20 protein-coding genes are annotated in these 25,064 nt (G+C 57.4%); 2 read left to right on the top strand and 18 right to left on the bottom strand.

Annotation, left to right across the window (positions count from 1 at the left end; genetic code table 11):
• Positions 1 to 10 precede the first annotated feature (10 nt).
• The 12 genes from srlB to ACMGG1_RS05250 form a co-directional block, all read right to left on the bottom strand.
• Positions 11 to 373, bottom strand: coding sequence for a PTS glucitol/sorbitol transporter subunit IIA (gene srlB / locus ACMGG1_RS05195; protein ID WP_115058282.1), 363 nt, complete (start codon positions 371 to 373; stop codon positions 11 to 13).
• 22 nt (positions 374 to 395) lie between these two features.
• Complete coding sequence (locus ACMGG1_RS05200; RefSeq protein WP_020828108.1) at positions 396 to 1,373, bottom strand: PTS glucitol/sorbitol transporter subunit IIB; 978 nt, start codon at positions 1,371 to 1,373, stop codon at positions 396 to 398.
• A gap of 15 nt (positions 1,374 to 1,388) precedes the next feature.
• The gene (locus tag ACMGG1_RS05205; RefSeq protein ID WP_020828107.1) at positions 1,389 to 1,937 is read right to left on the bottom strand and encodes a PTS glucitol/sorbitol transporter subunit IIC; all 549 of its coding nucleotides are present in this window, start codon (positions 1,935 to 1,937) and stop codon (positions 1,389 to 1,391) included.
• Positions 1,938 to 2,201: 264 nt separating this feature from the next.
• The gene (gene fbaB, locus ACMGG1_RS05210; protein ID WP_012146277.1) at positions 2,202 to 3,251 is read right to left on the bottom strand and encodes a class I fructose-bisphosphate aldolase; all 1,050 of its coding nucleotides are present in this window, start codon (positions 3,249 to 3,251) and stop codon (positions 2,202 to 2,204) included.
• Between the two features lie 205 nt (positions 3,252 to 3,456).
• Entirely contained in the window at positions 3,457 to 4,143 is a 687-nt protein-coding gene (locus tag ACMGG1_RS05215; protein ID WP_198640014.1) for a GntR family transcriptional regulator, read from the bottom strand.
• A 145-nt stretch (positions 4,144 to 4,288) separates the two neighbouring features.
• Positions 4,289 to 5,782 (bottom strand): mannitol dehydrogenase family protein, encoded by a 1,494-nt coding sequence (locus tag ACMGG1_RS05220; protein WP_414161199.1) that lies wholly within the window; start codon positions 5,780 to 5,782, stop codon positions 4,289 to 4,291.
• Positions 5,783 to 5,836: 54 nt separating this feature from the next.
• The gene (locus ACMGG1_RS05225) at positions 5,837 to 7,126 is read right to left on the bottom strand and encodes an MFS transporter (RefSeq protein WP_020828104.1); all 1,290 of its coding nucleotides are present in this window, start codon (positions 7,124 to 7,126) and stop codon (positions 5,837 to 5,839) included.
• A gap of 67 nt (positions 7,127 to 7,193) precedes the next feature.
• Positions 7,194 to 8,210 (bottom strand): Zn-dependent oxidoreductase, encoded by a 1,017-nt coding sequence (locus ACMGG1_RS05230; protein WP_414161447.1) that lies wholly within the window; start codon positions 8,208 to 8,210, stop codon positions 7,194 to 7,196.
• 14 nt (positions 8,211 to 8,224) lie between these two features.
• Positions 8,225 to 9,439: a D-mannonate dehydratase ManD gene (gene manD / locus ACMGG1_RS05235; RefSeq protein ID WP_020828102.1), complete on the bottom strand. Its 1,215-nt coding sequence runs from the start codon at positions 9,437 to 9,439 to the stop codon at positions 8,225 to 8,227.
• A 212-nt stretch (positions 9,440 to 9,651) separates the two neighbouring features.
• On the bottom strand, positions 9,652 to 10,569 hold the full coding sequence (gene yegS, locus ACMGG1_RS05240) for a lipid kinase YegS (protein WP_020828101.1): 918 nt from the start codon (positions 10,567 to 10,569) through the stop codon (positions 9,652 to 9,654).
• A gap of 473 nt (positions 10,570 to 11,042) precedes the next feature.
• Complete coding sequence (gene yegQ / locus ACMGG1_RS05245) at positions 11,043 to 12,395, bottom strand: tRNA 5-hydroxyuridine modification protein YegQ (RefSeq protein ID WP_041414820.1); 1,353 nt, start codon at positions 12,393 to 12,395, stop codon at positions 11,043 to 11,045.
• 300 nt (positions 12,396 to 12,695) lie between these two features.
• Positions 12,696 to 13,034: a YegP family protein gene (locus ACMGG1_RS05250; RefSeq protein ID WP_020828098.1), complete on the bottom strand. Its 339-nt coding sequence runs from the start codon at positions 13,032 to 13,034 to the stop codon at positions 12,696 to 12,698.
• Between the two features lie 351 nt (positions 13,035 to 13,385).
• Between ACMGG1_RS05250 and ACMGG1_RS05255 the strand changes: the two genes are divergently transcribed.
• Together ACMGG1_RS05255 and ACMGG1_RS05260 are read left to right on the top strand one after the other, a co-directional pair.
• The gene (locus tag ACMGG1_RS05255) at positions 13,386 to 13,649 is read left to right on the top strand and encodes an antitoxin (RefSeq protein WP_020828097.1); all 264 of its coding nucleotides are present in this window, start codon (positions 13,386 to 13,388) and stop codon (positions 13,647 to 13,649) included.
• Between the two features lie 2 nt (positions 13,650 to 13,651).
• Positions 13,652 to 14,038 carry a type II toxin-antitoxin system VapC family toxin gene (locus ACMGG1_RS05260; RefSeq protein WP_020828096.1) on the top strand — a complete coding sequence of 129 codons (387 nt, stop codon included), beginning with the start codon at positions 13,652 to 13,654 and terminating at the stop codon, positions 14,036 to 14,038.
• 6 nt (positions 14,039 to 14,044) lie between these two features.
• Here ACMGG1_RS05260 and baeR read toward each other — a convergent pair whose 3' ends face one another.
• The 6 genes from baeR to ACMGG1_RS05290 are packed head-to-tail and all read right to left on the bottom strand — an operon-like array spanning position 14,045 to position 25,027.
• On the bottom strand, positions 14,045 to 14,761 hold the full coding sequence (gene baeR / locus ACMGG1_RS05265) for a two-component system response regulator BaeR (RefSeq protein WP_020828095.1): 717 nt from the start codon (positions 14,759 to 14,761) through the stop codon (positions 14,045 to 14,047).
• The gene (gene baeS, locus ACMGG1_RS05270; RefSeq protein WP_046372938.1) at positions 14,761 to 16,143 is read right to left on the bottom strand and encodes a two-component system sensor histidine kinase BaeS; all 1,383 of its coding nucleotides are present in this window, start codon (positions 16,141 to 16,143) and stop codon (positions 14,761 to 14,763) included. Before baeS ends, baeR begins: the two co-directional genes overlap by 1 nt.
• On the bottom strand, positions 16,143 to 17,573 hold the full coding sequence (locus ACMGG1_RS05275) for an MFS transporter (protein WP_020828093.1): 1,431 nt from the start codon (positions 17,571 to 17,573) through the stop codon (positions 16,143 to 16,145). The genes baeS and ACMGG1_RS05275 overlap by 1 nt, the downstream gene beginning before the upstream one ends.
• A 10-nt stretch (positions 17,574 to 17,583) precedes the next feature.
• On the bottom strand, positions 17,584 to 20,664 hold the full coding sequence (mdtC, locus tag ACMGG1_RS05280) for a multidrug efflux RND transporter permease subunit MdtC (RefSeq protein WP_122080001.1): 3,081 nt from the start codon (positions 20,662 to 20,664) through the stop codon (positions 17,584 to 17,586).
• Entirely contained in the window at positions 20,661 to 23,780 is a 3,120-nt protein-coding gene (locus tag ACMGG1_RS05285; RefSeq protein ID WP_128865063.1) for an MdtB/MuxB family multidrug efflux RND transporter permease subunit, read from the bottom strand. Before ACMGG1_RS05285 ends, mdtC begins: the two co-directional genes overlap by 4 nt.
• Positions 23,780 to 25,027: an MdtA/MuxA family multidrug efflux RND transporter periplasmic adaptor subunit gene (locus tag ACMGG1_RS05290; RefSeq protein ID WP_128865062.1), complete on the bottom strand. Its 1,248-nt coding sequence runs from the start codon at positions 25,025 to 25,027 to the stop codon at positions 23,780 to 23,782. The genes ACMGG1_RS05285 and ACMGG1_RS05290 overlap by 1 nt, the downstream gene beginning before the upstream one ends.
• Positions 25,028 to 25,064: the final 37 nt, after the last annotated feature.

Genomic DNA, 25,064 nt, shown 5'->3' on the forward strand with positions numbered 1-25,064 from the left:
GGTTTACTCCTTATGCGATAAATTTCAGCGTGCTGCCCAGCGGGATATCCGCCGGCGTGGTGCCGGATACGTGGATCGAACCGGGGAATTCGGCCTGTGGCTCGCCGTCGAAACGTACGGTAAGGTGGCCCAATTCACGCAGGTTTTGAGTGGCGACGTCGCCGACGGCGGTGATTGGATAACGTTGCTCTGCCAGCTCCATCCACCCCCCGGGCTGCAATTCACCGGAGGTGTTGCCGTGCTGGTGGATGAAACAGAATTCTTCGATGTCTGCCGGTGCGCCTTCACGGAAGGTGATCAACATGTCATCTTGCAGCGCCTCGCGGGCGCAGTCGCCAATCTGGGTGATGGTGGTCTGGAAAATGGTATTCATAACGGCTCCCTGGCAAACGAAGTTATTGGTAGATGAAGGCGGATGCGGCCCAGGCGATCAGCACCGTCGGTGCGCCGGTCAGGAAACGTCCGACCAATACCGAAGGAACGCCGACCCGAACCGTGTCCTGCTTGGCCTCCGCCAGCGACAGGCCGACGGGAATAAAGTCACAGGCGGCCTGCGCGTTAATCGCGAACAGCGCGGGCAGCGCCAGCTGCGGCGGGATATGGCCGAGGCCTATCTGCACCCCGACCAATACGCCGATCACCTGAGCGATCACCGCGCCAGGGCCGAGGAACGGCGATAGCAGTGGGAAGGAGCAGATCAGCGCCAGCGTCACCAACCCAATCGGGCTGTTGGCCAATGGCGTCAGGCCATGGGCGATAAAATCCCCGAGGCCGGAAGCCATGATGATGCCGATCAGCGCCGAGACGAACGCCATAAACGGCAGTATGGTCTTCAGCACCGTGTCGATGGTGTCGCGCCCGGCCTGGAAAAACACCGCCACCACCGATCCCATGCCCATACCCACTTTGGCCAACAGGCCGTCGCTCTGCTCGGTGATTTTTTTGCTGGTGTCGTAATCCCGTCCCTTGGGTTGCGACGTGGCTGTCGGGATCTGATCGGTAGCCGCTTCCACCCGGCTGATGTTGCTATCACGCACGCCGGAGACGTAAATATCCTCGAGGATAAACTTCGCCAACGGGCCGGATTGGCCGGTAGCGTGAATGTTGACCGTCGGAATACGGCGCTTCGGGTACAGGCCGCAGCGCAGGGTACCGCCGCAGTCGATCACCATGACGCCAATTTCGTCTGCCGGCGGTTCGCCTTCTTTAAAGCCATCGACGGCAGGCCAGCCGGTCAGTTCGCTAATCCGGTCGACGATCGATGGGCGGGTACCGGCAGTGATGTACACCACTTTTTTGCCAGGTTCGATCGGCAACGTTAATGGGCCACCCCAGCCGCTGGCGCCTTTCTCAATACGGATATAAGCACTCATGCTGCACTCCACGAATTAAAGTTGCACCTGGCGATCCAGGCGGATCCCCATCTTGCGTTCGAACAGGCTGGTGGTGAGATCGGTGATCCAGCCGCGGAAAAAGTTGGTGAACAGCCCGACCAGAAAATAGCTCACCGCCAGCGGCCCCAGTGGCAGGCCGAGGGTGGTCAACCCGCTGGCAATGCCGAGATAAACGAAGAGTTCGCCAGGGTTGATATGCGGGAACAGACCGTTCATCGAGTGGCAACTGTAGGACGCTGCCGCGTAATAGCTGGGTTTGTATTTCTCCGGCATAAAGCGCCCTAGGCTGAGGGTCATCGGGTTGCAAAAAACAAAGGTGCCGATCAGCGGCAGCAGCAGATAACGAGAAACCGGGTTCCCCGCACAGCGCTGCGCCAAGCGTTCGATACGTTCCTGGCCTACAAATTTGATCAGCGCGTTCATAATGACCAACAGGCTGATTAACAAAGGTAAAATGCCCGTCACCATGCCGACAAACACTTCACCGCCTTTCTGAAACAGGCCGATAAACCATTCGGCTCCGTGGGTGATTAGCTCAATCATTATTATTCTCCTGTGATGGAAGGTATGGCCTGGAGCGAACGGCGGCTCTGTCGCCATGGGCCTTACACTAATCACTTTATGGATTCATTTGTTTTAAATAGATCACAATTTGAAAGATAAATATTTTATTGTGAAAGTTAATAATGAAAGAAAAATAACATTAAGCGGCGGGGGAGCAGAAAAGGGGAGCGGGGATCGACAGAAAAATGCGACAAAAAAGCCCGGCGAACCGGGCTGGAGAAACGAACTGGGTGTGGCTTGGGATCAGGCGATGGTGACTTTCTTGTCCAGGTAGGTGTCCTGAACGGCATTGATCAACGCCACGCCTTCTTTCATCGATTTCTTGAACGCCTTGCGCCCCAGAATCAGGCCCATGCCGCCTGCGCGTTTGTTGATGACCGCGGTGCGAACCGACTCCTGCAGGTCATTCTCACCGGCGGCACCGCCGGAGTTAATCAACCCGGCGCGGCCCATATAGCAGTTGGCCAGTTGGTAGCGCACCAAATCGATCGGATGGTCGGTAGTTAGCTTGCTGTAAACGCGGTCATCGGTATAACCGAATTTCACCGCGCGGTAGCCGCCGTTGTTTTCCGCCATTTTTTGCTTAACGATATCTGCTCCGATGGTGGCGGCAATGTGGTTGGCCTGGCCGGTGAGATCGGCACTGGAATGATAGTCCACGCCATCTTTGTTGAACGCCGGGTTGCGCAGATAGGCCCACAGCACGGTGACCATACCCAGCTCGTGAGCGCGCTCGAAGGCGCTGGAAATTTCTTCAATCTGGCGGCGTGACTGCTCGGAACCAAAGTAAATAGTGGCGCCGACCGCAACCGCGCCCATGTTGAACGCTTGCTCGACGCTGGCGTACAGCGTCTGGTCGTATTGGGTCGGGTAGCTCAGGGTTTCGTTATGGTTCAGTTTGACCAGGAACGGAATTTTGTGCGCGTAGCGGCGCGAGACTGACGCCAGCACGCCATAAGTGGAGGCGACGCAGTTACAACCGGCCTCAATGGCCAGTTCGACGATATTTTTCGGATCAAAATACAGCGGGTTAGCGGCGAAAGACGCGCCGGCAGAATGCTCAATGCCCTGATCGACCGGCAGAATAGACAGGTAGCCGGTGCCGGCCAGGCGGCCATGGTTAAGCAGGCTTTGCATTGAACGCAACACGGTGTTGGGGCGGTTGTTATCGATCATTATCCGGTCAACAAAGTCGGCGCCCGGCAGGTAGAGATTTTCAGCAGGGATGGTAGTACAGCGGTGTTGCAACAGGTCTTCCGCTTCCTTTCCTAACAACTGTGCAATATCAGTCATGATTAACTCCCGATTTAGCTTCTTCATACACCGGCAACCTAAGGTATCTGACCACCGGCGTAGCAAAAAGCGGTGATTGAAGCTGATAGAACGATAGTAATGAAATCCTGATGGCAAGGAGAAACAATAGATGCGATTGAGAGGAATTGCCATTTGCGTGGCCAAATACGTGGGGACGATCGCCCCACGGAAGATTTGTGGCTGATTATTCGACTTCAAACCACTCGGTATTTTGCATAGAGATAGGGGTAATGGAGTAAATCATCTCTTGCAGGTGTTCATGAATGGCGCGCTCGGCAGCGTCGGCATCCTGTGCTTTCAGCGCTTCAAAAATGCGGTAATGCTGTTGGATCAGGCTTTCCGGCGGCGAAACCTCGCTCAGGCTGAGAAAGCGCACCCGATCCATGGTGGCCTTGATGGTTTCGATGGTTTCCCAGGCCAGCGGGCAGCCGGCAAACTGGGTTAGCAACTGGTGGAACTCGTCGTCCAGTGCCAAAAACTCACGGGTTTGCCGATTTTGCGCCGCCAACGTCTGGCGATGCAAATTATGCTCCAGCGTCATCAACTGCTCCGCCGTGATCCGTTCTGCGACACGACGAACAATCGCGCATTCCACTGCCTGACGAATAAAGCGCCCGTCGGCTACCCGCTTGGCGGAAATCTTCATCACGAAAGTACCGCGCTGCGGCAGGATCTGCACCAGTCCCGCTTCCGCCAGCTTGATAAAGGCCTCGCGCACCGGCTGACGTGAAACGCTAAAGCGGGTGGAGATCTCTTTCTCAGACAACAAGGTGCCGGGGGGAATGGTGCAATCGACGATATCCTTACGCAGGAACCGATAGATTTGCTGATTGACCGGGAGGTTGTTGGTAAGGCTGTAGGTTTCAGACATGGTGAAGATCGGTAATCTGGCTGAGATTCGGGTGCCACCATACTAGCAGATTATTCTTTGATGGCGGGCGGATTAATCCACCCGCTTAATATGATAACTCAATGATGTCATTCGCTGGCCAGGGGCTTCGACTCAGTGACATCCATCATCGTGCTTCCGATGTGTTTTCGAAGACGGGCAGCGCGGCAACGGTGGCTCGAGCCCCCTGCGCCAGCAGCGTAAGGTAGGCATCGGTCACCGCCTTGACGAACCGTAAGCTGTCCGGCAGATCGCGCCCAAACACCGTCTCGAGTTGCAGCAGCGCCAGTACCCGTTCGGCGCCTTCACGGCTGTTGCCGACCCGTTCGGCAAGACGTTCACGCAGGGGATCGTTGATTTCGATAACCTGACCCTGCTCGTCCTGGCCGCCGACGTAGCGCATCCAGGCGGCCACCCCTAAAGCCAGGCAGCTAAAATCGCTGCCCTGTGCCAGGTGCCAGCGGATGGCGTCCAGCAAACGCTGTGGCAGTTTTTGCGTGCCGTCCATGGCGATTTGTCCGGTGCGGTGCTTCAGCGCACCATTGCGATAGCGAGCCAGCAGCGATTCGGCGTACTGCGTCAGATCCACACCGCTGACTTGCAGCGTCGGCGCCTGTTCCGCCAGCATCAGATGGCGCGCCGCACGCACAAAATGCGCATCCTGCATGCAGTCGCTGATATGCGCATAGCCGGCCAAATAGCCCAGATAAGCCAGAAAAGAGTGGCTGCCGTTGAGCATCCGCAGCTTCATTTCTTCGTAAGGCAGCACGTCGTGGACCAGTTCGGCGCCGACCTTTTCCCACGCCGGACGCCCCTGTGGGAAGTTATCTTCTATTACCCATTGGCTGAAGGGCTCGCAGGCGACAGCGACCGGATCGACGATACCACCCAGTAAACCTTCAATCTGCCGCAGCGTTTCCGCCGTCATCGCCGGAACAATGCGGTCGACCATGGTGGAGGGGAAGGCGACATGCTGTTGAACCCACGCCGCCAGTTCCGCATCCTGTCGCTGCGCCAGTTGGCAGAGCAGGTTGCGGGTCACCTGGCCATTGGCCGGCATGTTGTCGCAGGACATCACGGCGAATGCCGGCAGCCCACGCTCACGACGTAGCCGTAGCGCCGCCAGCAGCAAACCGGGGGCGGACTTTGGCCGCTGCGGGTGGGCGATATCATGCTGAATGTCCGGATGTTCAGCCAGCAACTGGCCACTGGCGGGATGATAACAGTAGCCTTTCTCGCTGATGGTCAGTGAAACGATAGCGACTTCCGGCTGCGCCATAGCTTCAAGTACGGCTTCCAGCCCGTCGACCTGCAGATGCAGCGCTTGCCTGATAATGCCGACAACCTGACCTCGCCAGCCGCTGTCGTCCATTTCGGCCACCGTATATAACAGGTCCTGACGTTGTATATCGGCGATTTTTTGCTGGCCGTTGTGCATGCTGATCACGCCGTAGCCCCAATCGCTGGCGTGATCCTTTGCCAGACGCTCGGCGTAAATCGCCTGATGAGCCCGGAAAAATGCGCCAAAACCGAGGTGTACGATTCGGGGTTTTAGCCGTTGGCGATCGTAGCCTGGTGCTGCAATTGCCGCCGGTAGCGCGGCGGTGCTGGAAAGCGTCATGTTGTCGTTCCTGAAGAAGGGGAAAGCGGGGCGACCTTGGCCGCCCCTGAAGCATTAAGATTTCGAGATTTGCGGCTGTACGGTGTTGCGCGGTGCCTTGATCACCAACAGCACCAGCACTGCACCCAGCGCAGCCACGCCGCCAGCCAACATAAAGGCGCTGTCGAACTTACCGGTGTTTTGCACAATGTAGCCGGTCACGATAGGGCCAATGATGCCGGAAACGCTGCCGACCAAATGGATAAAGCCACTGGCACCGCCGACCCGGGACTTATGCACCACGTCCTGAATAATCGCCCAGTAAATGGCGCCGGTGATGTACAGGAAGAAGATCGACACCGACATCAGCACCACCGCCGGTACTACGCTGCTGACGGTACCCGCCAGGGCCACGCAGATGGCCGCCGCCAGCAGGCTGGTGACCAGCACGATCTTGCGCGACAGCAATAGCTTGCCGGTGATATTGAAAATCTTGTCGGAGATATAGCCGCCGAGCGCCAGCCCGACAAAGCCGACAATCCACGGGATCATGGTGGTGAGGCTCATTTCCTTGATGTTCAGGTTATGCGCCTGAACCAGATAGGAAGGGAACCAGCTCAGGAAGAAGAACAGGATGTAGTTGTAGCAGAAGAAAGCGAACGCAGTGACCAGGATGATCGGCTGTTTCAGGTAGTAACCCAGCCCGTGTGCCGCGTTGCTCAGCTCTTCTTCCGCGCTGTGGGTTTCCTGTTTCATCCGGTTGACCAGCGCAAGTTCCTCATCGCTGACCCGTTTGCTTTTCGCCGGATTATCCGCCACCACGAAGAACCACACCAGCATCCAGACGATACCGATCGAGCAGATAATCATAAACGCCGGTCGCCAGCCGAACGCCAGTGCCAGATAGCCGACGATTGGCCCGGCGACGGCACCACCCAAAGGTGAACCGGCGCTGAGCAGCCCCATGGCGGTTGCGGCCTGTTTCTTCGGGAACCAGCCGTTGATCATCTTATTGGCCGAGGCGCAGATTGGCCCTTCTGCCATGCCGAACAGCACGCGCAGGATCAGCATGGAATAGAAACCGGTGGCTAATGCCGTCATGCCGCAGAAAATCGACCACAGGCCAACGGCGACACCGAGCACCAGCGTCGGGCCGAACTTGTCTACCGCCAGCCCGCCGACAAAGTTGAAGATGGCGTAACCGAAGAAGAAGCTGCCGAAGATGATGCCGAACTGTTCGGCATTCAACATCAGATCCTTCTCGATCATCGGCACGGTAATCGACAGCGCAACGCGGTCGAGGTAGTTGATCATGTAGACCATAAACAGCAGGAATACGATGGTCCAACGCAGGTTTTTAAACATAAAGCACTCCACTTATGTTGTTTTCATTGTGATGCTTAGTTCTTTGCAAAGGTGGCGACGCCGGGTGCTAATCGAACTGTAATAACACCTTGCAGCAGGTGCGCTGATCTTGTTCGAACATCAGCATCGCCTGCTCAACCTCGCTGGCCGACACGCAGTGGGTAATTAATCGTTGCGGATCGATTTTGCCGCTGGCCATCCAATCGATGACCTGCGGGAAGCGCCCGCTGTTTAGGCGTGAGGAGAAAATCGACAGCTCCTTACTGGTGATGCTTTGCTGGGTCAGGGGGCAGGCCTCGCCGGAGAAGCCCATGATGCCGATACGCGCCGCCGGTGATGCCAGGTTAATCGCCTCCTGCAAAATGGCCGGATGGCAGGCGGCATCGACGATCAGCGTCGGCTGGAGTCCGCGCCGCTCCAACTCGGCTTGCAGCGAGCCTTCAGCGTTATTGAAGGTCCAGTCGGCACCGCTTTCCTGCGCCATCACCAGGCGCTCACTGATGCGGTCGGTCACGATCACCTGCTTCACGCCGTAGACCCCTTTCAGCGTTTGGATCACCGTCAGCCCCATCGGCCCGGCGCCGAAGATCAGTGCGATGTCATCGGCGGTGGGTTGCAGGTGGGCGGTGATATTGGCGCCAATGGTGAAAGGTTCGACCATGGCGGCATGGCGATCGCTGATGCTGTCCGGGATGCGGTAGGCATTGCGCGCCGGGGCGCAGGCGTAGTCGCTGAATCCCCCGTCGCGGTGCACGCCAATTACCTGCAGCTCGGTGCAGACGTTAGGGCGGCCTATAGAGCAAGGGTAGCAATGCCCGCAGCTGACGACCGGATCGACCGCAACGCGTTCCCCGATGCGTTGTGGATCGACATCGCTCCCCACTTGGTCAATGACGCCAAAAAACTCATGCCCGATGACGCGCGGGTAGCGAGCGAAAGGGTTATGGCCATGGTAGATATGCACATCTGAGCCGCAAATACCGGCGAACTTTATCTTCACCCGCACTTCGTTGGCTGCCGGCTGTGGCATGGGGCGTTGCTGGATAACCAGTTGGCCTGGTTTTTCAATGACCACGCTGTGCATGGTGCGTTCTTCTGTTACCAGTTCCATAAGGTGCCATCCTCCAGGCGTGCGACCGGCAGATAAGCCGGTTCATAGGGATAACGGGCCGCCAGTTTTTCATCGAACTCGATACCCAGCCCCGGCTTGTTGCCCGGATGCATGTAGCCGTCGTTGAAGCTCCAGCTGTGCGGGAATACTTCGAGCATCTGTTCGGAGTAGCCCATGTATTCTTGTACGCCGAAGTTAGGGACCCACAGATCAAAGTGCAGCGCCGCCGCCATGCAGATAGGGGATAAATCGGATGGCCCGTGTGAACCGGTACGTACCTGATACAGCGAGGCAAAGTCGGCGATACGGCGCATGCCGGTAATGCCGCCGGCGTGGGTCAGGGTGGTACGGATATAGTCGATCAGCTGTTCTTCGATCAGTTGCTTGCAGTCCCAAATACTGTTGAAGACTTCGCCGACGGCGATAGGGGTCACGGTATGCTGGCGGATCAAACGGAAGCATTCCTGATTTTCTGCCGGGGTCGGATCCTCCATCCAGAACAGGCGGTATTGTTCAATGCTTTTACCGAAGCGGGCGGCTTCGATAGGGGTCAGCCGGTGGTGCATGTCGTGCAGCAGGTGTTCGTCGAAACCGAAACGGTTACGTACTGCTTCAAACAGCTTGGGGGTGAAATCGAGGTATTTTTCCGTTGACCACAGCTGTTCTTCCGGCCAGTTGCCTTTGGTGGCGGGTTCATAAGCCAGGCCTTTGCCTTTGGCCATGCCGTAGGTGGTTTTCATGCCAGGCACACCGCATTGGGCACGAATGGCTTTAAAGCCCAACTCTTTATGTTTGGCGTAGTCGTCGAGCACTTCGTCGATGGAATGGCCGGTGGTGTGGCAGTACACCATGACGCCGGTACGCGATGCGCCACCGAGCAATTGGTACAGCGGCATATTGGCGGCCTTGCCCTTGATGTCCCACAGCGCCATGTCTACGGCAGAGATGGCGGACATGGTGACAGGCCCGCGGCGCCAGTAGGCGCCTTTATAGAAGAACTGCCATATGTCTTCGATCTGATGGGCGTCCCGGCCGATCAACTGCGGACAGACATGATCTTTCAGATAGGACGCCACCGGTAGTTCACGGCCATTAAGCGTGGCGTCACCGATACCGGTAATGCCCTCGTCGGTGGTGATCTTCAGCGTGACAAAATTCCTGCCTGGGCAGGTCACAAATACCTCTGCGTTAACAATCTTCATAACGTCTTTATCCTGTTCCCACGGGTCATCATATTGGACGGAAAATACGCCATGAACTAACTACCATACAAGTATGATTTAAAGGATTTGCCGGAGAGGATCACATTTCGATGCGGAATAAAGTGCAAGCGACAGGCGGTAAATTATCTGGGGGAAAGGGGCTGATGCTATGACGAGTGGCGCTCAGCCTTGCCGGTGAGCGCCATAGACGGTTATTCGGGGGTAGGGCCTTGACCCAGCAGCCCGCAGTTAGGCGGCAGGCGACATTCAATGGCATGCGGCAACACTTCAATGCGAAAATGCTTGCCCTTCAGGGGTTCACCGTCGAGGTTAAAGGTCATCTCGTGCGGGGCCTTGATCTCCAACCAGGGCAGTGCGGCGCTGATGACGTTTTTGTTTTCTTCGTCGTTAAACAGGCTGGCTACCAGCGCCGGCAGAAGTTCATCCGCGATCAACAGGCGCAGTTGCAGCAAGCCGTCGTTGATCAGCGCGTCCGGGCAGAGTTGCTGACCACCTCCGGCCTGTTTGCCATTGCCGATGCCGATGACCAACGCATTGCCTGCCCAGTGGAAATCCGGCCCGCGGATCTCGCAGCGGTCGGCCTTGAGCGTATCCATGCGCAACAAACCGTGGATAAAGTAGGACACGCCACCCAGTGCCGCCTTCAGTTTCTCTGGTGTTTCGGTGGTGATGCGTGTGCCGAATCCGCCGGTCGCCATATTGATGAAATAGCGTTCATCGTTCACTTTCGCCAGGTCTATCGGCACCGCGCGGCCTTTTACTGCCAACCGCAATGCCTGTTCCGGCATCAAAGGAATGTTGCAGGCCATGGCAAAGTCATTGGCGGTGCCCAGCGGCAGAATACCCAGTACCGGGCGCCCGGCCGCCGGCAAGGCCGTTAGCGCCGCAGCCACTTCGTTGATGGTGCCGTCACCACCGCCGGCAATCAGCGTTTTAACACCCAGTTGGCAGGCTTCCCGTGCGTAACGCGCTGCGTCACCCTGTTCCCAGGTTACGCGAACGTGAAGAGGCTGGCCTTCATCTCGCAACTTTTGTACTGCAAGGCGAACCTCGTCGTTGCCGGCGCCTTTGCCGTTAATGATAAGAAGCGCTGGTGCTGGTGAATGCATTCCCGATATCTCCCGGCTGTAAACTATAGGGCAACGATAAACTACCCATCGGCGGCAGGCCATAAGAATATTCAGTTAATTCTGATTAATCCTGACCTGGCAGAGATTATTTCTGCAGGATTGACTTAAATTAAGATATATCCGTGGGCAAGTTAGTGGTTTTTGTTAATGCATTAATTAATCGTTGTAGCTTTATTTTTATATCGCCATGACAACAGGGCGTAATGAAAAATAGGCAAGTCAGTGAATTGAAAGCTAATGGATATATTAGATAGGATTATTTTACGATATCAAAGAAAAAGCCAGTCCAAGGGAGATTGGACTGGCTAAGGAGGTGGTTCCTAGTATTGCTATGCAAATCTTTTTCGTTCTTAGTTTTAAGCAGCCTGATGTTAACCAAGCTGCGGAGTAATTGATGTGATCCAATTCTAATATTTGCTAAAAAATGCCATTAAAGGATCACTCCCTGCATTTTATGCCGCAGGAGTATTGGTATCCGGCAAATTTCGGATCAGCAACGCGTAATTGAGATCGATATCTTGCGGGATCGGCAAATAAACGATATGGCCGTTACCCGGCGCCACGTCGATCGCTTCACCTTTCTTATTTTGCATGCTCTCCAGGGTAAACAAGACGTTACCTCCTGGGGTCATCATTTCTACGCTGTCGCCGAGCAGGAATTTGTTTTTCACGTCAACTTCAGCCCAGCCGTCACGCCGTACCCCGGTGAATTCGCCGACAAACTGTTGGCGCTCAGACAGCGATGAGCCGTAATCGTAGTTTTGCTGCGCTTCATGTACGTGACGGCGCAGGAAGCCTTCGGTGTAACCCCTGTGCGCCAGACCTTCGAGCGTGGTCAACAGAGTGGGATCGAAAGGCTTGCCGGCGACGGCGTCATCGATGGCGCGACGATAGACCTGCGCGGTACGCGCGCAGTAGTAGAAGGATTTGGTGCGGCCTTCAATCTTCAGCGAATGCACACCAAGTTGCGTCAGGCGCTCCACGTGCTGGATGGCGCGCAAATCCTTCGAGTTCATGATGTAAGTGCCGTGTTCATCCTCAAAGGCGCTCATGTATTCACCGGGTTTCTGCGCTTCGGACAGCATGAACACCTTGTCGGTGGGGGCCCCGATGCCCAGCGTCGGCTCGACGGTCTGTACCGGGATCGGTTCATGCATATGTACGATGTTGCCGGTCTCGTCTTCTTTACCTTCTTCCGCTTTGTACTGCCAGCGGCAGGCGTTGGTGCAGGTGCCCTGGTTAGGATCGCGTTTGTTGATATAGCCGGACAGCAGGCAGCGGCCGGAGTAGGCCATGCACAGCGCACCGTGGACGAAGATTTCCAGTTCCATCTCCGGCACCTGGGTGCGGATTTCGGCGATCTCCTCCAGCGACAGTTCACGCGACAGGATCACCCGCGTCAGGCCCATTTGCTGCCAGAATTTTACCGTCGCCCAGTTTACCGCGTTTGCCTGCACCGACAGGTGGATATCCATCTGCGGGAAGGCTTCACGCACCATCATGATCAGGCCGGGATCGGACATGATCAGCGCGTCCGGGCCCATGTCGATCACGGGTTTAAGATCGCGCAGGAAGGTTTTCAGCTTGGCATTGTGCGGGGCGATATTCACTACCACGTAGAAGCGTTTTCCCAACGCATGGGCTTCGTTAATCCCCTGCGCCAGATTCTCGTGGTTGAATTCATTGTTACGTACCCGCAGGCTGTAACGCGGCTGGCCTGCATAAACCGCGTCGGCGCCATAGGCAAAGGCGTAACGCATGTTTTTCAGCGTGCCGGCTGGGGAGAGGAGTTCCGGTGTAAACATAATGAGTCTCGGTCTGATTTCAGGTCAGTATACCTCTGTCTTTCTAACCGCAGCGTTGTTGGCTGCATTCGTTCACCCCAGTCACTTGGTCTACCAAGCTCCCGGAGACTCACGAACTTGCCGCCTAGCTGCTGTATGAAAGCCAGTGGGTATAACGCGCCCCAAATGGCGCAGTAAAAGCGGGGAATTGTAGCCGCAGCGCGGCGAGAAATCAGCAGGTAACCGGATTTATTACAGGGAGATTGATCCTGGTCATAAGAAAAACGCGCGATGGCGGGCATCGCGCGCCTTACAGATGCATCACGCGCTCAGATCGCGCACGTCGGTGGCCGGACCGTTTTTGATCACCGACTGAATACCGTTCTTTGCCGCAGTTTCAGAGCTGTACATCTCACTGACGCCGATCACCTGATGGTTTTTGGCTTTCAGCACGAAATAAGGCTGATTGCTGGTGCTGTGCTTCAGTTCGTATTGTGCTTCGTGGGGGGAATTGGTTTGCACCGAGGCAATGCCATTTTCCGCCGAGGCCTTGCTGGCGTACATCTCGCTGGCCAGAATGATTTCGCCATTGCTGGCTTTCAGGTTGAAGTGGTATTGCCCATTCTTTGCTTTTTTCAGCTCATAGTGACCGATTGCCATGGTTCTTCTCCTGTGGGTTCCGATTAGTGATGTAAGTGTAGCCAATGGCTTGAAATTGAGCGGCTAATAAACCGGACTTGAGAAGGGTAGCGCAAAAAAAACGCCATTTTTTTGCGCTGACAGGGAGTTTTGTGCAGCGGATACTGCTGTAGCACGGGAAGCTAACGGGGGATTGTCATGCCGAAAGTTTGCGCAGCCCGCCGCATTCTTGAGCACGCAGTATTTCAACCGCAACCTGGGAAGGCTAGGGTGAGGCCGTTGCATTATTGCGGTCAAAAAATAAGCACCGCATATTGGCATCTCCCCTTAACAGGCATATGCTTAGGCCTATGCCTGTTAAGGGGGATGGAAATGGAAAGGGTCGCGAAACTGTTTAAAAACGGCAGAAATCAGGCGGTGAGGTTACCCGTGGAATTCGAATTTGATACAGATCGTGTGTATATCCGCCGCGATCGGGAGGGAAACGTGATTTTATCTAAATATCCGGCCAAACCTGACAGCTGGGCTCCGCTGCTGCAAATGATCGAAAAAACGCAGGTACCGCATGACTTTCTGGCGGCTGATGAACGTCAGCAGGGCAGTGCCACCCGCGATCCGTTCGCCGGGGAAGAGTAAGTATGTATATGTTTGACACCAATACGGTCAGCCAACTGTTCCGTCGGCATCCCCGCTTGCTGAGCCTAATGGAAAAAATCCCGCCTTCTGCGGTATGCATTTCCAGCATTACGCAGGCGGAACTGCTTTATGGCGTAGCCAAGCGGCAGAACCTTGCGCTGAAAGCGACGGTCGCGGCATTTCTTGATTCCGTGACGGTATATGCCTGGGACAGTGAAGCCGCGCATTGCTATGGCACGCTGCGGGCGGAAATGACGCAAAAGGGGCGGGTGATGGGGGCCCTGGATCAGCTTATTGCCGCCCACGCGCAGAGCCGCGGAGCGACAATAGTGACTAACGACCGGGCGTTTGCCATGGTGCCAGGCCTGACGGTAGAAGACTGGACCTAGGGCCGATTAAAGCCCGTTCACCAGGCGGCAAGGTTCGGACTCCCAGCGGTAACCGACGCCGTACACGGAGCGGATAAATGATTTCTCGCCGTCGATCAGCTCCAGTTTGCGCCGCAGGTTTTTGATGTGGCTGTCGATGGTACGGTCGGTCACCACCCGGTAGTCGTCATACAGATTATTCAGCAGCTGCTCGCGCGAGAACACGTTGCCCGGCTGGCTGGCCAGGGTTTTCAACAGGCGAAACTCCGCCGGAGTGAGATCCAGCATCTGCCCCTGATAGCTGGCCTGAAAGCGCGGTTCGTCAATGTGAAGCTGAGTTTCTTCCTGCATATTGTCCAATGGGCGATAGCAGCGGCGCAGAATGGTTTTTACGCGCGCAACCACTTCACGCGGGCTGTAAGGTTTGCAGATATAATCGTCTGCACCGATCTCCAGCCCCAGCAGGCGGTCGATCTCTTCAATTTTTGCCGTCACCATCACCACCGGAATGTCAGTGAAACGGCGCAATTCTCGGCATACCGTTAACCCATCGCTGCCCGGCAGCATCAGATCCAACAGGATCAGCGCCGGCGAATGTTCATGTACCGCCGGGACCACCTCGCTGCCGTTGGTCAGCCAACGCGTGGCATATCCCGCCGCCTGCAGGTAGTCCACCAGCAGTTGGCCGAGCTTGGGCTCATCTTCAACAATCATAATTTGCAACGGTTGATTCTGGGTTTCCATCATGACGCCTTATTCATTACCGGGGTGGCGAATTCTACTGTAATCCGCACGCCGCCCAAAGGCGAGTGCTGGGCGTAGATCGTCCCGTTGTGTGCTTCCACTATGTTTTGACAGATTGACAACCCCAGACCGGAGCCGCCACTGGCGCGGTTACGCGAACCTTCGGTACGGTAAAAACGTTCGAAAATGCGCGCCAACTGATCGTCATTGACGCCCGGCGCGCTATCCTGCCAGTAAATCAGCAGGCGGCCTGGCTGCGTCTGGGCGCCAATCTCCAGCTTGCCGCCGGCGTCGGTGTAACGCAGGCTGTTTTCCAGCAGGTTGTTGAATAGTTGGTTAAGCCTGTCCGGATCGCCAAACAGCGGTGCCTGTTCTGGCAGTTGGGTCACGATGTCCAACCCTTTGGCGTGAAAACGCTCGCGGAAGCTGGCAACCGCGATTTGCAGTAAATGCACGCAATCAACCTGCGATTTACGGTAGGCGAGCGCACCGAGATCGGATAACGACAGTTGATGCAGGTCGTCCACCAGTTTGGTCAGGGTGGAGACTTCGGCCTGCAAGGAGCCCAGCGAAGCAGCCGTAGGCTGACGTACGCCGTCCTGCAGCGCCTCCAACTCGCCGCGCAGCACCGCCAGCGGGGTACGCAACTCGTGCGAGACGTCGGCCATCACGGCGCGCCGCATCTGCTCATTTTTTTCCAATGAGGTAGCGAGCTGGTTGAAGTCATGCGCCAGCCGGCCCAGTTCATCCTGGCTGCTGACGGCTACGCGGGTGCTGAAATCGCCAGCCGCCAGCCGGTGGGTACCGGCTACCAGGCGTTTGACCGGCGCCAGCAACCCGCGCGACATCAGCCAGGTGACCGCCGCTGCCAGCAGGGTGGACAGGGCGACAATCATCCAACTGGTGCGTCTTTGCTGCTGATCGAAACTGATGTCGGTATTACGTGTCAGCCTCTCTATGGGCGTCGTAATTACCCAGCCGACGATTTCATTGTTGTAGCGGATCGGATGACGCGGGCCCTCCTTCGGTACCGGGCCGGAATGCCCCACCAGCCGGTTGTACTGGCTGTCCACCACCCAAAACTGGGTGCGCCAGCCTTTGGGCGGCAAATTGTGGCTGCTGTCGCTGTTTTGTTCGAACGAACGCATGATCTGGTAAATCACCTGATCGTTATTGCGCAGAAAAACCCAGTTACCGTGACGACTGTACTGTTCTTCCAATGCTTCGCTCAGCATGTTGATGCGCTGCTCGTTGCTGTTTTTGATGTAGTCGATAAAACCGCGCTCGAAGCTGATGCGAACGCCCCAATGCATGGTAATGAGCACCAACATGCAGGTGGCGAAAATGGCCATGAACAGCTTGCCGGTGATGCCTATTTTCATTATTGCAACCTCGTGGAGCCGGTCCCCGGCTCTTTGGTCAGCGTACGGTTGGGGGCGGTATCGGCCGGAACGCGGGCGAAGGCCAGCGCGGGCAGCGCGATGATCAACGCCATGCAACAGTAGCTGTAAATAAATGCGCTATGGATGGCCGGGCTGTCGGTAACCACCTGATGATGGGCAAAGCTGCCGATCAGAATACCGGCGATGCTGACGCCGAGGCTCATCGACAGCTGCATCACCATCGACAGCAGACTGTTGCCGCTGCTGGCCAGTCGATCCGGCAGATCTTTCAGCGTCAGGGTGTTCATGGCCGAGAAGCGCAATGAGTTGACCATGCCCTGGAAGAACAGTACTACCGGCAGCAGCCAGATCCAGCCCAGCATCGCCACCAGCGGGAAACTCAGGCTGATCAACGCCAGCATCAGCGTGGCGGCAACCAGCACGTTACGATAACCGAAGCGGTTAACCACCCGCACCACAATGCGTTTCATTCCCATGCTGCCGATAATCATCGGGATCATCATCAGCCCGGCGTGGAACGGGGAGAAGCCCATGCCGACCTGCATAAACAGCGGTGTCATAAAGGGCAACATGCCGCTGCCGATACGGCCCAGCAGGCTGGCCGTCAGCCCCACTTTATAGGTTTGGGTTTTGAATAACCGCAGTGAGAACAATGCGCGGCTGTTGCCATGCGCATGCCACCAGTAACCCGCCAGTGCCGCGATGCCGGCAACCACCAGCGCGGCGATGGCGGGAGAGGAGAGCCCCATCCCCTTGTGGCCGTCGAGCGCCAGCGTCAGCGTCGCCATGCCGATCGCCAGCATGATAAAGCCGCTGATGTCGAAGCGACGGGTCTGCATGCGGTAATTGGGCATCAGCAGCAACGTGGCGATGGCACCGGCGATCCCCACCGGGATATTGATCAGGAAAATCCAGTGCCAACTGGCGTACTGCACCAGAAAACCGCCCAACGCCGGCCCCATTAACGGGCCAATTTGGCCGGGCAGGGTGACGAAGGTCATCGCGGCCATATACTGTTCGCGCGGGACGATTTTCATCACCGTCAGGCGACCCACCGGTACCATCATGGCGCCGCCGATGCCCTGGATCACGCGCGAGGCGATCAGCTCATTCAGCGTCTCAGAACGGGCGCACAGAATGGACCCCAGAGTAAACAACACGATGGCGCTGAAGAACACCCGCTGCACCCCAAATCGATCCGCCAACCAGCCGCTGGCAGGCAGCATCACCGCCACCGTCAGCACATAGGAGACAATCACCGACTGCATGCGCAGCGGGTTCTCCCCCAGGCTGACGGCCATCGACGGCAGGGCGGTGTTGACGATAGTGGTGTCCAGCGTCTGCATAAAGAAGCCGAACGCCACGATCCAAAGTTGCCATTGTACGGAGGCGGTGTGTTTTATCAGCATCGGGTGGCCATTATTGGGGCAATGGATCCAGTTTCTTGCCGCGACGGAATTTCATCTGCAGCCGGTCAAAATACAGGTACACCACCGGGGTGGTGTACAGCGTCAACAGCTGGCTGACGATCAGGCCGCCGGCGATGGTGATGCCGAGCGGTTGGCGCAGCTCGGCGCCGTCGCCGTGGGTCAACACCAGCGGCAATGCGCCAAACAGCGCCGCCAGGGTGGTCATCATGATTGGCCTGAAGCGCAGCAGGCACGCCTGGAAAATGGCGTCATGTGCGCTGATGCCGCCATTGCGCTGCGCGTCGAGGGCAAAATCGACCATCATGATGGCGTTTTTCTTCACGATACCGATCAACAGCATAATGCCAATCAACGCTATCAGGCTGAACGGCGCACCGAACAGCTCCAGCGCCAGCAGGGCACCGACCCCGGCGGAGGGCAGGGTAGACAGAATGGTCAGCGGATGAATGTAACTTTCATAAAGAATGCCCAGCACGATATACACAGTAGCGATGGCGGCGGCGATCAGCAGCAACTGAGATTTCAGCGTTTCCTGGAACACCTGGGCGGTCCCGGCAAAAGCGCCGCGTACGGTGGAAGGCACGCCGAGCGCCGTCATGGTTCGCTCTACGGCGGAGGTGGCGTCCGACAGGCTGCCGCCATCCGGCAGGTTAAACGAAATAGTTGACGCGGCCGACAGGCCCTGATGATTGACCGACAGCGGTGCATTGGCGGGGCGCCAACTGGCAAAGTAGGACAGCGGGATTGCCTTGCCGTCTTTGTTGATCACAAACATTTTGTCCAGTGAGCTGACGTCCTGGGTGTATGGGGGGGCGACTTCCATCACCACTTTGTACTGATTGAGCGGTTGATAGATAGTCGAAATCTGACGTTGGCCAAAGGCGTTATTCAGCAGGTTGTTGGCATCGGAAACCGAAATACCCAAACGGGCCATGGTCTCGCGATCGTAAACCAGATCCATTTCTGAACCTTTGTCCTGCTGATCGGAGTTGACGTCTGCCAGCTCTGGCAGTGCAGCCAGCGCAATACGGATTTTCGGTTCCCATTCGCGCAGTGCGGCGAGATCGTCCGCCAACAGCGTGTACTGGTAACTGGCGTTAGCCTGCCGGCCGCCGACGCGGATATCCTGTACCGCCATCAGGAACAGACTGGCTCCCGGTTCTTTCGCTAACCGGGCACGCAGCCGGGCAATCACTTTCTGTGCATCGTCGCTGCGCACTGACAGCGGTTTTAACGAGATAAACATCGATCCGCTGTTGGTGCGTGAACCGCCGGTGAAACCGGTGACGTTTTCCACATCCGGATCTTCACGCACGATCTTCATGAAATCTTCCAGCTTAACGCGCATAGCCTGGAAGGAGATGCTCTGGTCTGCCTGGATAAAGCCCATCAGTCGGCCGGTGTCCTGCTCCGGGAAGAAGGTTTTCGGAATGCTGATATACAGCCAGACATTGAGCGCGATGGTGGCGAGAAATAGGGCCAATACCCAGCGTGAATGGCCAAGCACCCAGCTCAGCGAGCGTCCATAGCCTTTTTGCAGCGCCAGCAGCATTTTACCGAAACCACGAATGCGCCGCTGCGCTCGCGGCGGCTGGTGACGCAGCAGGTAGGCGCACATCATCGGCGTCAGCGTTAGAGAGATAATCAAAGACAGCCCGATCGAGACTGACAGAGTGACGGCAAACTCGCGGAACAGCCTGCCGGGCAGGCCTTCCATCAGCAGCAGCGGGATAAATACCGCCACCAGCGACACGCTCATCGACAGCACGGTAAAGCCGACCTCCCGAACCCCCTGCAACGCGGCGTTCAGCGGTTTCATGCCGGCTTCGACGTGGCGCGAAATATTTTCCAGCACCACGATGGCATCATCGACCACAAAGCCGGTGGCGATGGTCAGCGCCATCAGCGACAGGTTATTCAGGCTGAAGCCGCACAGGTACATCGCGGCAAAAGAGCCGATCAGCGACACCGGTACTGCCACCGCCGGGATCAGCGTCGCGCGCCCGGACCGCAGGAAGATGAACACCACCAATATCACCAGCCCAATGGCGATCACCAGCGACTGTTCCACTTCCGCCAGCGAAGCACGGATGGTTGGCGAGCGATCCTGCGCGATATTCAGCTGAATGGACGCCGGGATGTTGTCTTGCAAGGCGGGCAATTCGGCGCGAATGCGATCGACGGTTTCGATGATGTTGGCGTCCGGCGCCCGGCTGATGGCCAGAATAATCGCCGGTTTGGCGTTGGTCATCCCGGCGTTGCGTACGTCCTGTACCGAGTCTTTGATCTCGGCCACGTCGCTCAGGCGTACCGCCGCGCCGTTGTTGTAGTGGATAATCAGCGGGCGATAAGCCTCGGCGGTTTTCAATTCATCATTAGCCTGGATCTGCCAGCGCTGCTGCTGATTGTCTACCGAACCCTGCGGTCTGCGTACGTTGGCATCACTGATGGTTTGGCGCACCGCATCGAGCGATATCCCCTGATTGAACAGCGCACTTGGGTTAAGTTCGACCCGCACAGCAGGCAGTGAACTGCCGCCCACCGAGACGTCGCCCACCCCTTCGGTCTGGGCGATTTTTTGCGCCAGCTGAGTCGAGGCGAAGTCGTAAAGCTGGCCCTGGCTGTAGGTGTCGGAGGTCAGCGTCAGGATCATGATTGGCGCATCTGACGGATTGACCTTACGGTAGCTCGGGCGGCTCGGCATGCCGGTGGGCAACAGGCTTTGCGCCGCGTTGATCGCCGCCTGCACGTCACGGGCCGCGCCGTTGATATCACGGTCGAGATCGAACTGCAAAATGACCCGGGTGCTGCCGAGTGAACTCATCGAGGTCATTTCATTGACCCCGGCTATCCGGCCCAGAGCGCGTTCCAGCGGCGTAGCCACCGACGAGGCCATGGTTTCCGGATCGGCACCCGGCAACGAAGCGCTGATCGAAATCACCGGATAGTCGACCTGTGGCAGCGGCGATACTGGCAACAGGCTAAAACCAATCACACCGCTGATGGCAATTGCCAACGTCAGCAGCGTGGTGGCCACCGGTCGGTAGATGAACAGGGCGAAGAATTTCACGGCAGCTCCTGCACATCCGGCTGCCGGCGAGTGTTACGCGCCAGCTTGTCAAACAGCAGGTAGATCACCGGGGTGGTGAACAGCGTCAGGATCTGGCTCATTACCAGCCCGCCGACCATGCAAACCCCGAGCGGGTGTCGCAGTTCCGCGCCGACGCCGGTGCTGAGCATCAGCGGCAGTGCCCCCAGCAACGCCGCCAGCGTGGTCATCAGTATCGGCCGGAAACGCAGCAGGCAGGCCTGATAAATCGCATCGTACGGCGTCATACCTTGCTCACGTTCGGCGGCCAGCGCGAAGTCGATCATCATGATGGCGTTTTTCTTCACGATGCCGATCAGCAAGATGATGCCGATGATGGCGATCACATCCAGTTCGCTGCCGGCCATCATCAGTGCCAGCAAGGCACCGACCCCGGCGGTGGGCAAGGTTGAAAGAATGGTAACCGGGTGAATAAAGCTCTCATACAGCACGCCCAGCACGATATACATCGCTACCACCGCCGCCAGGATCAGCCACAGGGTCCCCCCCAACGCCGCCTGGAACGCCAGCGTCGCGCCCTGGAACTGGGTGGTGATATCTTTCGGCATATCGAGATTTTTTTCCGCCAGGGTGATGGCGTCGACCGCTTCCCCAAGCGAATAATTGCCGGCCACGTTAAAGGAGATGGTGGCCGCCGGGAACTGATCGAGATGATTGACCGATAGCGGCCCGAAACGCTCTTCGATTTTGGCAATGGTGTTCAGCGGCACGATGGTGCCGTTGCTGCTGGTCAGGCGGATCTCACTCAGCGCCGCCAACCCTGGCGTGGTGCTGACGTCATGTTCCAGCACCACCCGGTACTGATTGGCCTGGGTGTAAATGGTGGAGATCAACCGCTGGCCGAAAGCGTTGTACAGGGCGTTATCCACGTCACTCATGCTGATGCCGAGGCGGGAAGCCGAATCGCGATCGACGTTCACGTAGGCCACCAGTCCTTGATCCTGCCAGTTACTGGTGACGTCCGCCAACTGCGGTGCCTGTTTCAATTCCGCCATCAGCTGCGGTACCCACAGGCTGAGCTCGTCCAGCGACATGGCCTGCAGGGTAAACTGGTACTGGGTGCGGCTGACCTGGGTGTCGATGGTCAGATCCTGCACCGGTTGCAGATACAGCTTCACGCCAGGAAACTGTGTGCTCAACTGCTGCAGACGAGTGATGATGGCCGGAATACGGTCGCTGCGTTCGCTCAAAGGTTTGAGGTTGATTTGCAACCGGCCGCTGTTGAGCGTGGCGTTGCTGCCATCGACGCCAACAAACGACGTCAGGCTCTCCACCGCCGGATCCTTGAGGATTTCTGCCGCCACCTGCTGTTGGCGCTCGGCCATATTACTGAACGACACCGACTGCGGCGCCTCCAGCGTGCCCTGAATAATGCCGTTGTCCTGTACCGGGAAGAATCCTTTCGGGATCAGCAGGTAAAGCAAGACGGTGAGCACCAGCGTGCTGAACGCCACGCCTAGCGTCAACCAGGGATGATTCAGCACGGTTTTCAGCCATTTGCCGTAGCGGGCGATGACCCGGTCAAAGAAGCGTTCAGAAGCGGCGGAAAAACGGTTCTGCTTGCGCAGGGATTCGTGGCTCAGCATGCGTGCGCACATCATCGGCGTCAGCGTCAGCGAAACCACCGCCGAAATCAAAATCGCCACCGCCAGCGTCACGGCAAATTCACGGAACAACCTGCCAACGATATCGCCCATAAACAGCAAGGGGATCAGCACGGCTACCAGCGAGAAGGTCAGTGAAATAATGGTGAAGCCGATTTCGCCGGCGCCTTTTAAGGCGGCGTCGAGCGGTTTCTCGCCCTTTTCGATATAGCGTGAAATGTTCTCGATCACCACGATGGCGTCATCGACCACAAAACCGGTGGCGATGGTTAGCGCCATCAGCGTCAGGTTATTGATCGAAAAGTCCAAAAAGTACATGGCGGCGAAGGTACCGATCAACGACAGCGGTACGGCGACGCTGGGAATAATAGTGGCCGGGACATTGCGCAAGAACACGTAAATCACCATCACCACCAGTGCTACCGCCAAGAGCAGCTCGAACTGCACGTCGCTGACCGAGGCGCGAATGGTGGTGGTTCGATCGGTCAGCACCTTGACGTCGACCGACTTGGGCAGGCTTTTAATCAACTGAGGCAACATCTCGCGGATGCTGTCGGCGGTGGTGATGACGTTTACGCCTGGCTGGCGCTGAATATTGAGCACGATGGCCGGCTGCTTATTGGCCCAGGCCGCCAGCCGGGTATTTTCCGCGCCTTGTTCGATGGTGGCGATATCCTGCAGGCGGATAGCCGCACCGTTCTGGTAAGCGACAATCAGCTGACGATAGTCGTCGGCTGATTTCATCTGGTCATTGGCCGAAAGGGTGACCGAACGCGTCGGGCCGTCCAGGCTACCTTTGGCAGAGTTGACGTTGGCGTTGCTGATGGCGGTGCGGATGGTTTCGCTGTCCAGACCGTAGGCGGCAACGGCCGCCGCATTGAGCTTCACGCGGACCGCCGGCCGTTGGCCACCGGAAATGGTCACCAGTCCGACGCCGGTGACCTGAGATATTTTCTGCGCGACACGGGTTTCCACCATGTCTTCCACCTGGGTCATCGGCATGGCGCTGGAGGTCACGGCCAGCGTCAGGATCGGTGGATCGGCGGGGTTAACCTTGCTGTAAATCGGCGGGTAGGGCAGATCGTTCGGTAACAGGTTAGTGGCGGAGTTGATTGCCGCCTGCACTTCCTGTTCGGCGACGTCGAGCGGCAGCTCAAGCTGGAATTGCAAGGTGACGACCGAGGCGCCACCGGAACTTTGCGATGCCATCTGCTTGAGGCCGGACATCTGGCCAAACTGACGCTCCAGCGGAGCCGTGATCGCCGAGGTGACCACGTCCGGGCTGGCTCCGGGATACAGCGTGACCACCTGAATGGTCGGATAGTCGACCTCCGGCAGGGCGGACACCGGCAGAGCGCGATAACCGATGATCCCCGCCAGCAGGATCGCCAGCATCAACAGCGTGGTGGCAACCGGCCGCAGTATAAACAGGCGGGATGGACCGCCGCCGGCGTTAGGTGGCATCACCTGCATCAGGATTTCCCCTGGGTGCGAGGTGAGTGGATTGGTTTGCCGGCCGCAGACGCCGCCTGCGGCGTGACCACCTCAACCTGCATGCCTTCGGTCAGGCGATCTATGCCGTCGGTCACCACCCGGTCACCGGCGTTCAGCCCGGCGTTAATCACCACTTTTTGGCTGTCCTGCACGCCGGTGGTCACCAAATGTTTACTGACCTTGTTATCTTCGCTCAGGGTCCAGACGAAGTTGCCTTCGTTGCCCATCTGCAAGGCCGCCGTAGGGATAACGATCGCATCCAGCAGCGTTGCCACTTTCAGGCGTGCATTAACAAATTGGTTGGGGAACAGCGCGTCATCCTCGTTGGTGAAGCGCGCTTTCAGTTTGATGGTGCCGGTAGCGGTGTCGATTTGGTTATCCAGGCTCAGCAGTGAACCGGTCGACAGCAGATTTTGGTTGGTGCGATCCCAGGCTTCGACGCTGACCGGGCCAGCTTTTTGCGCTTTGATCAAATCGCTGATAGTAGCCTCAGGCAGGGTAAATACCACATCGATAGGGTGAGTTTGGGTGATCACCACAATGCCGGTGGTGCTGCCGCTGGTGATGTAATTACCGACGTCCACCAGCTTCAGACCGACACGACCGTCAATTGGTGCGGTGATACGGCTGTAGGTGATTTGCAGCTTGGCGCTGTCGACGGAGCCCTGATCGGCTTTGATTGCGCCTTCGGTCTGTTGCACCAGCGACAGCTGCGTGTCCAGATCCTGCCGCGACACCAGATTGGTTTTGGCCAGTTGCTGATAACGTGCCAGATCGCGCCGGGCATTGGCGAGGGTGGCCTGATCTTTGGCCAGTTGTCCCTGCGCTTGAGCCAGCTGTACCTGGAACGGACGCGGGTCAATTTCAACCAGCAAATCGCCGGCTTTGACCTGTTGCCCTTCGGTGAAGTGGATCGCCATCAGTTGGCCATCGACCCGGCTGGTGACGGTCACGGTGTTGGCGGCGGTAGCCGTGCCCAGCCCGGAAAGGTAACGCGGCACCGTTTGCTGTGTGGCGGTCGCAGCCTGTACCGGTGACATTGGCGCTCCCCGTCGTCCTGCGCCTGCCGCCGCTTTGCCCCCACCGGCGTGACGCGCTCCAGGGGCAGCATTGTCGGCCGGCTGCGGAGCGCTGAAGTGACGCCATATCAGCACGGCGGCAATAGCCACAATAACCACCACCAACAGGCGCAGTAACAGTGAACGACGTGGGTTTTTTGCATTCATGGTGGCGAAAATCTCTCCAAAAGGCAGGCGTGCGGGC

The sequence above is a fragment of the Serratia sp. BNK-12 genome, assembly GCF_047456085.1.
GTDB lineage: Bacteria > Pseudomonadota > Gammaproteobacteria > Enterobacterales > Enterobacteriaceae > Serratia > Serratia liquefaciens.

Coding starts and splice junctions, on each gene's coding strand:
- srlB (WP_115058282.1), bottom strand. CDS start 373: ATGAATACCATTTTCCAGACCACCATCACCCAGATTGGCGACTGCGCC.
- ACMGG1_RS05200 (WP_020828108.1), bottom strand. CDS start 1,373: ATGAGTGCTTATATCCGTATTGAGAAAGGCGCCAGCGGCTGGGGTGGC.
- ACMGG1_RS05205 (WP_020828107.1), bottom strand. CDS start 1,937: ATGATTGAGCTAATCACCCACGGAGCCGAATGGTTTATCGGCCTGTTT.
- fbaB (WP_012146277.1), bottom strand. CDS start 3,251: ATGACTGATATTGCACAGTTGTTAGGAAAGGAAGCGGAAGACCTGTTG.
- ACMGG1_RS05215 (WP_198640014.1), bottom strand. CDS start 4,143: ATGTCTGAAACCTACAGCCTTACCAACAACCTCCCGGTCAATCAGCAA.
- ACMGG1_RS05220 (WP_414161199.1), bottom strand. CDS start 5,782: ATGACGCTTTCCAGCACCGCCGCGCTACCGGCGGCAATTGCAGCACCA.
- ACMGG1_RS05225 (WP_020828104.1), bottom strand. CDS start 7,126: ATGTTTAAAAACCTGCGTTGGACCATCGTATTCCTGCTGTTTATGGTC.
- ACMGG1_RS05230 (WP_414161447.1), bottom strand. CDS start 8,210: ATGCACAGCGTGGTCATTGAAAAACCAGGCCAACTGGTTATCCAGCAA.
- manD (WP_020828102.1), bottom strand. CDS start 9,439: ATGAAGATTGTTAACGCAGAGGTATTTGTGACCTGCCCAGGCAGGAAT.
- yegS (WP_020828101.1), bottom strand. CDS start 10,569: ATGCATTCACCAGCACCAGCGCTTCTTATCATTAACGGCAAAGGCGCC.
- yegQ (WP_041414820.1), bottom strand. CDS start 12,395: ATGTTTACACCGGAACTCCTCTCCCCAGCCGGCACGCTGAAAAACATG.
- ACMGG1_RS05250 (WP_020828098.1), bottom strand. CDS start 13,034: ATGGCAATCGGTCACTATGAGCTGAAAAAAGCAAAGAATGGGCAATAC.
- ACMGG1_RS05255 (WP_020828097.1), top strand. CDS start 13,386: ATGGAAAGGGTCGCGAAACTGTTTAAAAACGGCAGAAATCAGGCGGTG.
- ACMGG1_RS05260 (WP_020828096.1), top strand. CDS start 13,652: ATGTATATGTTTGACACCAATACGGTCAGCCAACTGTTCCGTCGGCAT.
- baeR (WP_020828095.1), bottom strand. CDS start 14,761: ATGGAAACCCAGAATCAACCGTTGCAAATTATGATTGTTGAAGATGAG.
- baeS (WP_046372938.1), bottom strand. CDS start 16,143: ATGAAAATAGGCATCACCGGCAAGCTGTTCATGGCCATTTTCGCCACC.
- ACMGG1_RS05275 (WP_020828093.1), bottom strand. CDS start 17,573: ATGCTGATAAAACACACCGCCTCCGTACAATGGCAACTTTGGATCGTG.
- ACMGG1_RS05285 (WP_128865063.1), bottom strand. CDS start 23,780: ATGCAGGTGATGCCACCTAACGCCGGCGGCGGTCCATCCCGCCTGTTT.
- ACMGG1_RS05290 (WP_128865062.1), bottom strand. CDS start 25,027: ATGAATGCAAAAAACCCACGTCGTTCACTGTTACTGCGCCTGTTGGTG.